Annotated in this window: 10 protein-coding genes; 6 read left to right on the forward strand and 4 right to left on the reverse strand. The window is 57.5% G+C overall.

Going from position 1 to position 12,850, the window contains the following annotated elements:
• Positions 1-109: 109 nt before the first annotated feature.
• Positions 110-1,216 carry a C-GCAxxG-C-C family (seleno)protein gene (locus tag ACYQ15_RS16500; protein ID WP_459938600.1) on the forward strand — a complete coding sequence of 369 codons (1,107 nt, stop codon included), beginning with the start codon at positions 110-112 and terminating at the stop codon, positions 1,214-1,216.
• Between the two features lie 200 nt (positions 1,217-1,416).
• Here the strand turns inward: ACYQ15_RS16500 and ACYQ15_RS16505 are convergent, their stop codons facing one another.
• Positions 1,417-2,667: a NupC/NupG family nucleoside CNT transporter gene (locus tag ACYQ15_RS16505; RefSeq protein WP_459938601.1), complete on the reverse strand. Its 1,251-nt coding sequence runs from the start codon at positions 2,665-2,667 to the stop codon at positions 1,417-1,419.
• 444 nt (positions 2,668-3,111) lie between these two features.
• On the opposite strand from ACYQ15_RS16505, the gene ACYQ15_RS16510 reads away from it, so the two are divergent.
• The 4 genes from ACYQ15_RS16510 to ACYQ15_RS16525 all read left to right on the forward strand — a co-directional run bounded on the left by ACYQ15_RS16510 (position 3,112) and on the right by ACYQ15_RS16525 (position 9,976).
• Entirely contained in the window at positions 3,112-3,999 is an 888-nt protein-coding gene (locus ACYQ15_RS16510) for a Druantia anti-phage system protein DruA (RefSeq protein ID WP_459938602.1), read from the forward strand.
• Between the two features lie 3 nt (positions 4,000-4,002).
• Positions 4,003-5,595: an ISKra4 family transposase gene (locus ACYQ15_RS16515; RefSeq protein WP_459938603.1), complete on the forward strand. Its 1,593-nt coding sequence runs from the start codon at positions 4,003-4,005 to the stop codon at positions 5,593-5,595.
• A gap of 333 nt (positions 5,596-5,928) precedes the next feature.
• Positions 5,929-8,604 carry a DEAD/DEAH box helicase gene (locus ACYQ15_RS16520; RefSeq protein ID WP_459938604.1) on the forward strand — a complete coding sequence of 892 codons (2,676 nt, stop codon included), beginning with the start codon at positions 5,929-5,931 and terminating at the stop codon, positions 8,602-8,604.
• A 40-nt stretch (positions 8,605-8,644) separates the two neighbouring features.
• Positions 8,645-9,976, forward strand: coding sequence for a helix-turn-helix domain-containing protein (locus ACYQ15_RS16525; RefSeq protein ID WP_459938605.1), 1,332 nt, complete (start codon positions 8,645-8,647; stop codon positions 9,974-9,976).
• A gap of 209 nt (positions 9,977-10,185) precedes the next feature.
• Here the strand turns inward: ACYQ15_RS16525 and ACYQ15_RS16530 are convergent, their stop codons facing one another.
• Positions 10,186-10,533 carry a HipA domain-containing protein gene (locus ACYQ15_RS16530; RefSeq protein ID WP_459938606.1) on the reverse strand — a complete coding sequence of 116 codons (348 nt, stop codon included), beginning with the start codon at positions 10,531-10,533 and terminating at the stop codon, positions 10,186-10,188.
• A 59-nt stretch (positions 10,534-10,592) separates the two neighbouring features.
• Positions 10,593-10,913 (reverse strand): helix-turn-helix domain-containing protein, encoded by a 321-nt coding sequence (locus ACYQ15_RS16535; protein ID WP_459938607.1) that lies wholly within the window; start codon positions 10,911-10,913, stop codon positions 10,593-10,595.
• A 516-nt stretch (positions 10,914-11,429) separates the two neighbouring features.
• Between ACYQ15_RS16535 and ACYQ15_RS16540 the strand changes: the two genes are divergently transcribed.
• Positions 11,430-12,089 (forward strand): 3D domain-containing protein, encoded by a 660-nt coding sequence (locus tag ACYQ15_RS16540; protein ID WP_459938608.1) that lies wholly within the window; start codon positions 11,430-11,432, stop codon positions 12,087-12,089.
• Positions 12,090-12,517: 428 nt separating this feature from the next.
• On the opposite strand, the gene ACYQ15_RS16545 is transcribed toward ACYQ15_RS16540, so the two are convergent.
• A complete protein-coding gene (locus ACYQ15_RS16545; protein ID WP_459938609.1) occupies positions 12,518-12,748 on the reverse strand; it encodes a hypothetical protein in 231 nt (76 codons plus the stop codon).
• Positions 12,749-12,850 lie beyond the last annotated feature (102 nt).

Below are 12,850 nucleotides of genomic sequence, written 5' to 3' on the forward strand. Positions count from 1 at the left end.
TTACACCGTTGCCGCACTGGGGTGCGGCGCTCCCAGCAGCGCTCCCAGGATTTACCTCGTTGATTGCCACAAGTTTTTGAGCAGTTACTGAACAAGGAGCCAAACATTCATGAGCAAGGACTATTTCGACAGCGTGGCTGACCAATGGGAAGACATGCGCCAGGAATTTTTCAGCGAGGACGTGCGCGAAGCCGCCATTAACGCGGCGATGCGACTCTGTCCGATAACGAGTCAGGCCACGGCCACGGCCCTGGACGTGGGAGCGGGATCAGGGTTCGTCAGTCGGGGGTTGGCGAAGCGGAACCTGCGGATCATTGCCGTGGATCAATCCCAAGCCATGCTTGACGCATTGCAACGAAAACTGCCTGCGGTGGACTGCCGCCTGACCCACGATGACCGTCTTCCCGTGGAGGATCAAAGCGTGGACTATGTGTTCGCGAACATGTTCCTGCACCATGTTTCGGATCCGGAAGCGGTGATTCTGGAGATGGCCCGCGTGCTCAAGCCCGGCGGGGTGATGGCGCTCACCGATCTGGACGCACATGAACACGATTTTTTAAGCACGGAACACCACGATCGCTGGATGGGGTTCAAGCGGAAGAAGGTGCTCCAATGGCTGCAAGCCGCTGGATTGGAGGAGGCACGGGTGGAATCAGTCGGCCAAAATTGCTGCGCCGCTTCGTGCCGCACGGACCAGGCGGCGAAGGTGTCCATTTTTCTGGCGATTGGGAAAAAACCTCATCCCATGCACCGGAGACCGGAAGAAGTGGCCGAACTGGCCGAAGAATATTTTGCCGACGGTTTGTATTGCGCCGAGAGCGTGCTTTTGGCCATGGCTAGGTCCCACGGCGTGCAAAGTGAACTGCTTCCGGCTCTGGCTACCGGATTCGGCAGCGGCTTGGCCCGGACCTGCGGCCCCTGCGGGGCGCTCTTGGGCGGGGTCATGGCCTTGGGCATGCTACGAGGGCGGTCCAGCGCCCAGGAATCCGTTCTGGATTGTTATGATCCGGTTCAATTATTGGTTCAGGAATTCAAGAACCGCTTCGGCTCGATCAACTGCCGGGACATCACGGGGTGTGACCTGTCCTCGGACGAAGGGCGACGGATGTTCCAGGAGCAAGGACTGGGAGGCAGACGCTGCATCCTGGTGACCCGCGAAACGGCGGGGATGGTGCAGCGGATCGTTCTTGGGGCAGCTTGTCCACAAGAGCATTGAGGTGGTTCGGGTAAGGGGCAAAAGTTTTTATTCCCGCCTTGGCGAGAGGAGAAAGAGTGATTCTCTCGCAGAGGCGCAGTGGACGCAGAGGAGGAAGCAATAGGCCTTTGCCAGGAAAAACATCGTATCCCGCCAGGGATGAGCGGTTTCATGAAAGCGCTCATCCCTGGCGTCCCTCGTGGTTATAAGAAGAGGATCTCTCAGTTCAGAATGCCGACCACGGCCCCGGTCATCAAGGTCGCCAGCGTTCCGGACAGGATGGAGCGCGGTGCCAGGGCGGTGATTTCGCGGCTGCGTTCCGGGGCAATGCGGGTCAACCCGCCGATCAGGATGCCCAGGCTGCCGATGTTCGCGAACCCGCACATGGCATAGGTCATGATCAGGGCGCTGCGCGGGGAAAGCGTCCCCTCGGGCAGGGCGGACATCTCCAGGTAGGCCAGGAGTTCGTTGAGCACCACCTTCACGCCCATCAGGCCCCCTGCGGCATGGGCTTCGCTCCAGGGAACGCCGGCCAGCCAGACCAGAGGCATCATCACGTATCCCAGAAGGCCCTGCAGGGTCAGCGGTTCTCCACCCAGACCGGGCAACAGCCCCAAAGCAGCGTTGGCCATGCTGACCAGAGCCACCAGGACCACCAGCAGGGCAACGATTTGCAGGTAGATCTGCAGGCCGAAGCTCGTTCCCTTGACCACGGCGTCCATGGAAGAAACCGTCTCCACCGGAGGGACGATCTCGCCCAAGGTCGGTGATTCGGTTTCCGGAATCATGATGCCCGAGATCAAGATCGCGGCCGGGGCGCTGATCAGGGACGCCGCCATGATGTGTCCCAGCGCTCCCGGCACCAGGGGACCGATGATCCCGGCGTAGAGCACGAGCACGGTTCCGGCGATGGTGGCCATGCCGCAGGTCATCAGCGCGAACAGTTCACTGCGGGTCAGCGAAGCGACATAGGGGCGAATGAAAAGCGGAGTCTCCACCATTCCGGCGAACACATTGGCCGCGGCGCCCACCCCCAAGGCCCCGCCAATGCCCAAGCTCCGCCGCAGCATGGCGGAAAAAGCCTGGACCAGGACGGGGATGATCTTCCAGTGAAAGAGCAAGGCGGTCAGGGCTCCGGTGACGATGATCACGGGCAGGGCCCGAAACGCAAATACATAGGCCGCTCCGGGATACGGCTCCGCAAAAGGCAAAGGCCCGCCTCCGAGATAGCCGAAGACAAAGGTGGTCCCGGCACGGGTGCCGCTTTCCAGCGCTTCCACGGCCCTGTTCAAAAGCAGAAAGACGTCGGTGAACAGCGGAACCTTGAGCAGGACCAGGGCCATGACCAGCTGCAAGCCGATCCCGGCAAGGATCAATCGAGGCCGGACTGCCCCCCTGTTCTCTGACAAGGCCCAGGCAATGAGTACAAAGACCATCAGACCCAAGGCGCTTTGCAAGGTGAGAAGCGTCATCTGCTCTCCTTTGTCTGTGTCGTTGCCATCCTCCCCGACTTCAAGGCCGAGGTTCCGGAAAGGTTATGCAGGCTTCCGAGCAGTGGTGAGTGATTGGTTGTTCGTGGTCAGAAAAACAACATGTTGTCGGAAGCTCTCAAGGTTGTGGATTCAGTCCACGGACTTTTTGCAGTAGCATCAAGATGTATCTGTTTACGGAATCAAGGAGTGCTGCATTTCCAGAACCTGAATCCCAAGCTGATCTTCCTTGGACACCGGGAGGGTATGGCTCTTTCAGAACGCAAAGTTAACTATTTAATTCAGCGTGCTACGTTTTTATTGTTTCCATTTTGGACTCTTTTTGCCAACTTATAAAATGGCTCGCGATCTATAACTTTTTTCCCCAACCGCTGGACAAGGCAACACCTCTTTGTTAGGATAAAATCGTCCCGCAAGGAGGAAGCCATGACCATCGCGACCGCGCAACGTTTTTGTGGCAGAAATTTCAGTGAGAAGGAGATTGGCCTGATCCAGGAGGTAGTTCGAAACTGTCCGGGTATCAGTCGGACCGAGCTTGCTCACACCGTAAGCGAACTGCTTGATTGGAAGCGGCCAGGAGGAAGACTTAAGGATAGAGAGTGCATCGAATTCCTGGACAAGTTGGCTGGTCAGGGACTGTTTGATCTTCCGGCAAGCCGCACCGCTGGCTGGAAAGGCCCCAAGCGGTGCGTTGCCGAAGTTCCAGAAGATTCCAGCAGCGTTTTGACCGGAAGCGTTGATCACATTTCTCCCCTGGATGTCGAACTGGTCGAGAGTCGGGAGCAGCGGGAACAATTCCGGGAACTTCTCGCCCGGCACCACTATCTGGGCTATGCCACGCCCTTTGGGGCTCGTTTGCAGTATCTGATTTTTGCAACCCGGCCGCACAGAGAGGTGGTGGCCTGTGTGCAGTTTTCCAGTCCTGCCTGGCGGATGAAAGCCCGTGATGAGTGGATCGGCTGGAACGATAGCGTGCGAGCGCAACGGTTGCAGCACGTGGTGAACAACAGCCGTCTGCTGATCTTGCCCAGGGTCCGCAACTTGGCGAGTATGGCGCTTTCCCTGGTTATGCGAAGATTGCGCGCCGATTGGCTTGAGCGCTATTTCGTTGAGCCTTTGCTTGTAGAAACCCTTGTGGATCGTTCTCGCTTTCACGGCGGGTGCTATGTGGCGGCCAACTGGATACTGCTTGGGGAGACCAGTGGCCGGGGCCGTATGGATCGAAAGCATGAACTCCACGGTTCGCAGACGAAGACGATCTTCGTCCGTCCCCTGGTTAAAAATGCGGTCAGCCGCCTCAGGCAGGAGGGGTGAACGATGCAGGCCGTAGCTGAAGCGTACAATAATCCCCCAGTCCCCCCGCAGTCGAGGTATGCGGACTCGGTTGCGTATTTTGAAAGACACTTGGTAGGATTTGCCGAATCGGAGCAAGCACATACGATGTCCCACAGCGACATGGAGCGAGAACTCGCCCAACGAGCAAAAGAACTGATGCGCAAGTTGTTTCAGGAGCATATCGACAGCCGCGGCCCAGGAGAAGCAGCCATTCCCGTGAGGGACCAAGACGGCGAACAGCGCACCCGGTTGCGTCTGCACAAGAGAAACCTGGAGAGCGTTTTCGGGACGGTCAACGTAAGTCGTATCGGGTATAGGCAGGAAGGACTGACAAGTCTGCATCTCTTGGATGCGGACCTCAATCTTCCCGAAGAACTCTATTCTCTGGAGATGAGACGACGAGTTGCTCTTGAGGCTGCGCGCAACTCGTTTGATGATACAGTTGAAATTATAAAACAATTCACGGGCGGACACGTGCCAAAGCGCCAGTCTGAGGAACTGGTGCAACGTGCGGCGGTGGATTTCGATGCTTTTTACGACCAACGGCGATGGGACCCTGCCTCTACTGAAAAAACGGGAGATATCCTGGTACTGACCGTGGACGGCAAGGGCGTGGTTATGCGCAAGCAAGACCTGCGAGAGCCAACACGCAAGGCTGCTGAGGCAGCTGATTCGGAGAAATCGCCTCTTTCCGATGGTGAACAGAAAAAAAACAACAAGCGAATGTCCACGGTGGCCGCAGTCTACACCGTCGAACCGTTCGTCCGCAAAGCTGAAGACATCATCCTGAAGAGGAAAAACGCTGACGCAAGAAAAAAGATCGAATCCCAACGCCCCAAGCCTGAATGCAAACGCGTCTGGGCAAGCCTCGAAAAGGAGCCGGAGGAGGTGATCAGGGTGGTCTTCCAGGAAGCCTTTGCCCGAGACCCTGATCAGAGAAAGAAATGGGTGGCCCTTGTTGACGGCAATGAAACACAGATCAAGGTGCTGCGAAAAATTGCTAAAGACAAGGATGTCGAGCTGACGATTGTCCTGGATATATACCATGTCCTCGTATACCTTTGGAAGGCGGCACGCGTTTTTCACCCGGAATCAAAAGCTAAACAGGAGGTCTGGGTTGAAGATCGCCTCCTGAGCATCCTCCTGGGAAAATCCGGACATGTTGCCGCCGGAATCCGCCGAAGCATCACAATGCGCAACCTGGATGCAAATACTAGAAAAAATGCGGAATCATGTGCCAGGTATTTGAAAAATCATAAAGATTTCCTCAAGTACGATATATATCTCGCATCGGGTTTCCCTATCGCCACAGGAGTCATCGAGGGCGCCTGTCGGCACTTGGTCAAAAAACGCATGGAAAACAGCGGAGCCCGATGGAGTCTGGTCGGTGCCGAGGCCGTGCTTAAATTGCGGGCTTTGCAATATAGCAAGGACTTCGATGAGTACTGGGTCTTCCATGAAACCAGGGAACAGGAGCGGAACCACCAGTCTCGTTATAAAGACGGCATTATCCCAACAACCCTCTCAGCAAGACACCCGAGGAAAGACTCCAGGTTAAAATTGATCAAAAATTAAAAAAAACGGATGTTGCTTGGGCAGGGTTGTGCGTTAATATGCGTCCGAAAAGAGCCGTACCCCACCGGGATATCCTGAATTGGATAAGGTCATACACAATTAAGCTGATTAGCTGCAAGCAGATGCGGCGTCTTTTATTCCACCACCTCCTCCGCCCTGTACTGCTATGTCAGTTCTGGATATGATGCTTTTGTTGTTCAACGCGCAACACCAGGACAACCAGATGATCTTTCCGCCGATGCATGAAGAACGTGAGCGGATATCTGATCTCTTTCATCTCAGTCTCATCCACATTCACATTCATGGTCCATTTTGACTTCCCTGCTGCATTCCATGTCTGAAATCATCCTGAAACCCACCGGCCGTCTGGTCCTGCATGACTCTGAAACACATCCCGCACCCGCCGGCCTGGGCGAGGCCTTTGCCCAGGACTGGTGGCACGGGCTGTTCCTGCTGGCAGCTCGCGGCGATATGCCGCCCACGCCCACGGTGCGTTTCTGGTCGCGATTGGCCGCGGCCTTCCTGACCCGGCTTTGCCACCTGCCTGAGGGCGAGGACCCGGAGCAGCTCGCTAAGCCTTCTCCGGAGCAGCTTTCCGACTGGGTGGAGACGGCCCCGCCCATGGTCGGCGGCGAGTATCTCAGCGTGGACCTGCTGGCCGGAACCTGGTCCGAACTGGCGGAGTGGGCCGGTCAGAGGATGCGCGAGGACGGCGGGGTTGCCGCGTTCCTGCACAAGCGCGCCCCGCGCTGGCGACAGGTGGGCCGGGTCACCTTTCATCTCGCCGAGAACAAGAACGATCAGGAACGTCCTTTCGCCTTCATGGCCAGCTTCAGCACCAGCGTGGACGCTGCCGGTCAGGTCCGGCATCTGCCCCTGGGCAAGGCCCTGGAGGTGTATGCCGGGGCAGGCAACAAGGCCGCCCTGCTCAAGCTGCTGACGCCGGTCCACGAGGCCGCGTCACGCTGCGAATGGGTCAGGACGCTGGTGGAAAGCCGGGACATCTACCGGCCCATGGCCTGGAGTCCCTCCCAGGCCTATGAAATGCTGCGTTCCTCTCCGCTGCTGGAAGAGAGCGGACTGTCCGTGCGCCTGCCCAACTGGTGGCAGAAACGGCCCAAGCCTCAGGTCAGCGTGGTCATCGGCACCCAAAGCAAGGCCAACCTGGGCGCGGACGCCCTGCTGGACTTTCAGGTTCAGACCGCCCTGGGCGACATGCCTTTGACCGAGGATGAATTGCGCGCTCTGCTGTCCGGAACCGAGAACCTGGTGCTGTTCAAGGGCCAGTGGGTGGAGGTGGACCGGGAAAAGCTCCAGGCGGCTCTGGAGCAATGGAAGCGGCTGGAAAAGGAAGCCCGGGACGGCGAGATATCCTTCATTGAAGGCATGCGCCTGCTGGCCGGAACCTCGGCGGACCTGCGCGAGGACGGTCGGGACCAGGCGGTTCAGGAATGGACCCGGATCAGTGCCGGTCCGGCCTTGCGCGACATCCTGGAAAATCTCCGGGATCCGGCACGATTGGCCGCCCAGACGGAAACGTCCGGTTTGCGGGCCACGCTGCGGCCCTATCAGCAGGCCGGTGTGGTCTGGCTGCATTTTCTGGCCAGCCTGGGCCTGGGCGCCTGCCTGGCCGACGACATGGGCCTGGGCAAGACCCTCCAGGTGCTGGGCCTGCTGCACCGGCTGAAAATGGAGACTCCGGATCAGTCGTCTCGCCTGCCGTCATTGCTGGTGGTTCCGGCCTCCCTGCTGGGCAATTGGCGGGCCGAAGCCGCCCGCTTCGCGCCGGACCTGCGGTTGTTGTTCATCCATCCCTCGGAGACTCCTCGCCGGGATCTGGACGTCCTGGCCGGAAATCATCAACAGATTCTGGCCGACATCGACCTGGCCGTGACCACCTATTCCCTGGTGGGGCGGTTGGCCTGGCTGAAGGAGCAGCCCTGGCGCCTGGTGATTCTGGACGAGGCCCAGGCCATCAAGAATCCATCCACGGCCCAGACCAAGGCGGTCAAGCAGCTGGCCGGCCGGACGCGGATCGCCCTGACCGGAACCCCGGTGGAAAACCGTCTCGGCGAACTCTGGAGCCTGTTCGATTTTCTGAACCCCGGCCTGCTGGGCACGGCCAAGCAGTTCAAGAGCTTCGTGAAATCCCTGGAGGAGCGCGAAAGTGATCCTTTTGGTCCCCTGCGCCGCCTGGCCGGACCGTACATCCTGCGCCGGCTGAAGACCGACCGTCGGATCATCGCCGATCTGCCGGACAAGACCGAGACGGTGCGGTACTGCTTTCTGACCAAGACCCAGGCCAAACTCTACCAGCAGGTGGTGCAGGGCATGGCCAGGTCGTTGGGTCAGGTGGAAGCCATGGCCCGGCGCGGGTTGGTGCTGCAAACCCTGATCCGCCTGAAACAGATCTGCAATCATCCGGCCCAGTTTTCCGGGGACGGCGATTTTTCCGCCGGTTTGAGCGGTAAGTTTGCCCGGCTTACTGAAATCTGCGAAGAATTGCAGGCCCGCCAGGAACGGACCCTGGTCTTCACCCAGTTCCGGGAAATCATTCCGGCTCTGGAGGACCACCTGGAAGGAATTTTCGGTCGGCCCGGCCTGGTGCTTCACGGCGCGGTCAACGTCAAGAAACGCAAGGACATTGTGGACCGCTTTCAGCACGAGGACGGCCCGCCTTTCTTCATCCTGTCCCTGAAAGCCGGCGGTGCGGGGCTGAACTTGACAGCCGCCTCCCATGTCATTCATTTCGATCGCTGGTGGAATCCCGCGGTGGAGAACCAGGCCACGGACCGGGCTTTTCGGATCGGCCAGAAGCGCAACGTCCTGGTGCACAAGTTCGTGACCCGAGGAACCATCGAGGAACGCATTGACGCCATGATCACGGAAAAGAAGCAGTTGGTGGAACAGGTGCTCTCCCTGGACGCCGAATTCAATTTGACCGAACTCTCCGATGCCGAACTGCTGCATCTGGTCAGCCTGGATGTCAACAGCGCGGTGCAGGGGTGATTTTGTCATCTGATCGCAAACCATAATCGGAGAACCGACCATGTCCAGATGGGGATGGAACCCCTATGTGCCAGTGGCGACACGCCAAGCACGGGCCAAGAAGAAAATCGAGAAGTTGCGGAAGCAGGGGGCCTGCATCGAGCCGGTGGTCATCGCCGGCCGGACCATTTCCAAGAGCTTCTGGGGCAAGGGCTGGTGCGACCACCTGGAGTCTTTTTCCGACTACGACAACCGCCTGCCCCGAGGGCGGACCTATGTGCGCAACGGGTCCGTCTGTCATCTGGCCGTGTCGGCGGGGAAGATCGAGGCCATGGTCAGCGGTTCGGACATGTACACGGTGACCATCACCATCAAGGAGCTGGAGAAATCCAAATGGGAGCGGATCAAGCAGGGCTGCGCCGGCAAGGTCGGTTCGCTCATCGAACTGCTGCAGGGCAAGCTGTCTTCCGAGGTCATGAGCGTGGTCACCGAGCGACAGCAGGGTCTGTTTCCCCTGCCCGGCGAGATCGAACTGGACTGCTCCTGCCCGGACTGGGCGACCATGTGCAAGCACGTGGCCGCGGTGCTCTACGGCGTGGGCAGCCGGCTGGACAGCGATCCGGGCCTGCTCTTCGTCCTGCGCGGAGTGGATGCCCAGGAACTCATCGCCCAGGGCGTGCTGCTGCCCGAAGCCGCCGAAAGCCGACCTGACGTCCTGCACGAGGACTCCCTGGCCGACATATTCGGGATCGACCTGGAAGACCCGGTTCAGCCCGTGAAACGGGGTTCTGACCACCTGCCGGCGGCAGAGGCCCAGGCTCCGACCAAGAAGACCACTGTCAAACCCAGGACCATAACCGCCACCGCGGCTGGAGCCGCATCCGAAAAGCAATCCCGATCTCGGACCACGGCAACCAGGAGAGCGGCATCCACGGCAGTAGAGCAATCCCCGCCCTCAATTTCAAGCAGGGCCACTGCTGAACCCACGACAAGATCTCGGAAAACGAGCAAGGACAGGGCGAGCAACGGCAGAGATTCCAAAGCCACCGGCCCCGATAAACCCAGCAAAGTGAAATCCAATCCGGTTCTTGAAGCGTCCGCCCAGGCGGATGCCGGAATCGAAACGCCGGCCAGGGCGGCAAAGTCAAAAGCCAAGACCAAATCCGCACAGCCATCCATTCAGCCGCCGAAACCGAAACCCTTCGTGCCCAGCGGATCGAGCATCGCCAGGCTGCGCCGCCAGTCCGGGCTCTCAGTCCCGGATTTCGCCGCCCGGCTGAACGTCAGCGCGGGCAGCGTCTACCGCTGGGAAAACTCCCGCGGCCGGTTATCCATTCACGAACGCTGCGTGGAGGCCCTGCAGCGCCTGCACGCCGAGCTGGAAACCGCCTGATCGATGTTGTCGGTTACGTGGAAATAGGTCCTGTTCAAGTTGACGCTCTTCGTTTCCATGGAGCACGCTGGAACGCACAAGCTGGCTTGCTGACTGTAACAACAGGGGTATATATTCTGAATGGGCTGAATTTGAAAAACAGTCTCTTTTCCTGTCAGTAATACCACACCGCAACAACCGTCTCTGCCGTCTTCAGGCTGGTCCGTTGATTATTCAGGGGCAAACGCTGACCGCATGAACTCGATCTCGTGCCTGCTCGCTCCCCAGCGCAGTCCTTCTTCTTCCCAACTCTGAACGGCAGTAGCAATGACTTTGGCCAATGTTTTGGCTTCCTTGGCCTCCAAGCCGAATTCGGCGGCCACGTCAAAAGCCAGTTCCAGGCTGGCAGTTCCGTCGTGAAAGTCGATCCTGGTGTGCAGGATGCGCGGTTTGACATGCTCCGGCGTTGGTTCCAGGTCGTAAACGGGAGAAAGTCGCCAGCCTTCCGGCCCGAAATAGAGAAAAGCATGGTTGCGTAAATGGTCATCCACGTTGGCGATCAGAATATTGAACGCCAATCGAAAATAGGGCCTTTGCGTGAATCGAAGTGAACGTAAATTTCCCTGGACAAGACGATTTATTCCCCCAGTATTTTCAAGCCTCGAGCTCGTTTGGGCAACCGTTCGGCCTCAAGGGCCTGGCCCACCGGATCGTTGCCGATATCGGCCAGCCTCATCCATTTCGTGCCCATGCCCAAAGCGAAAATCACCGCGGCATAGGCCCCCATGCTCACCCCGGGATCCCCTTTCTGGATTTTTGCCAAGGTCTCCCGACTGATGCCGGCCCGTTCCGCCACCAGGGCCATTTTCAACCCTCGACGCAATCTGGCCCTACGGAGATCTTCTCCGAGATGGACGAGACCTTGGCGGACGCTGAATGGAGGTTTGAGTTTCGTCATGATATGCTGATTAAGATTGGCATTAAATTGTATAATGCCAAAGATTAACATCATTAAGCGAAAAAGGTCAATAAGCTTGACGTGCTTTAAGGACAATTTTGTCCTCAGCTTACGACCCTGGTTTGCCCTGATTTTGTTGGAGCGACTGCCTGATCGGGCTGGGCATTGTTCATCAAGCTGTTGCCAAACGCAGAGAGTACAGGTTTCTTGTTGTTACAGCACGGCGACTTGGTATTACGAAGCCGGTGATGGGAGTTTGCGAGGCTAGAGAAATAAAGTTAGGAAGACATCAACGCAAATTACCCGGTATACACTATCTTCCAGCACGTTTTGGCACATTCTGGACGCTACTTTGGTCCGACCACTGGCTTGAACCATCCGCCAACCTTTGTTGCAATAGGAATCGGCGACGAATTGAATATGGAGTGCCTGTTGCCAGGCAGATGAGCCGTCCTCAGACACGGATGCAAGTCCGGCCGAGAGCGGATGATCATCTTCGACAAACAGGAGTTTTACATGCGGTTTCTCTTGCCTGTCCTCACGATATTGGCCCTTGGGAACGCCTATCATATTCTGAAGCCTGTTGATGGAAACGGCAGGGAGTACGGTCACGTCAAGGAATACCGGTACAGCATGGAGAAGGATCTGGAATTGATGAAAGCCAGGGATGAAGTCCAGATTCTCGAGATGATTCTCGCAGGATATCGTATAGTCAACAATCATCAAGCAGAGCTGATGCAGATCCGGGAAGAGAATGAACTGCTCAGGAAGATTCTGGCCGGATACAAGGAGGCGAATACGCTTCGGTTGCGATTGACCGCCTACACGGCCAGAAAAGAGGAGTGCAACGAGGACGTGGACAACACGGCGATCATGCAGAAGCCGACTCCGGGATGGACAGTGGCCGTTTCCCATGATTTGCGCGGTTGGCTGGGCAAAAGAGTCTACATTGAAGGATTCGGAGTGCGCCTGGTCAGCGACCTGATGCATGCCCGCCATAAGCAGTCCATCGACATCCTGGTGCCGGACGTGCCCATGGCGAAATCCATCGGAGTCAGGAAGAATGTGCTGGTCACGCTCATCGAGCCTCTGGCCGCGGATGACACCGGCCTGGATCACGATCTGCATGCATCAATGGAATCAAAACCCGCCGTCATCGTTATGGAAGAGAATTGACCCGACCTCTCGGCTTGGATTCCAGCACTGCGCCCGCTGAGTCAGTCCTCCATCTCCAGATAGGCCTTCATGACAATCATTGACTTCTTCAAGCAGACCTTCAGGAATTTCCCACTCGTTTCCTGATGCAAGCCGTTTCCTCTTGGTTCCAGTCACTGGGTGCGATGGCAACGACCTGACCTGAAAACGACCATGGCAGGTAATTGTACAATAATGTCGGGCGATGAAATATCCGGTGCAAGGATTCCCACTTGCGCGGCGTTTCGTGATCCAGCTTCTGGAGCCAAGCTCCTGCCGAAATCCAGCTCTGAATGCGTTGCTTCGTTGCCGCACCGGGATGCGGCGCTCCCAGGGTTTGCCACCTATGTTTCCGCAAGTTTTTGAGCAGTTACCATGGCAGCAAGAAGATTCGCATCGGAGTCATTTCCCTACGGAGTCACTGTGATTGTTGCCATATCGCCCAATATGGACCCATCAAAAATCCCGGTGTTCGGATAACTGACACCGAAGAACAAGGTGTACGCTCCGGGAGGCAGAATTGTCACGTCGTTCAACAGCTCAATGGGATCCAGATTGAAGAGCGGCCCGGTGTGGATGTCACCGCCGGTCTGCACCGGACCCTTGCCTGCCGGTTTCCAATCGAACCCACCTTCCAGCATTCTGCTACATATCTTTTTTTATTTTGTGCTTGGTTAATATTCGATTTTATGGATATGATTCACAGGAATTTGCAACAATTTTCTTGCATTGATGATATTTCA

It is taken from the genome of Desulfonatronum parangueonense (assembly GCF_054656975.1).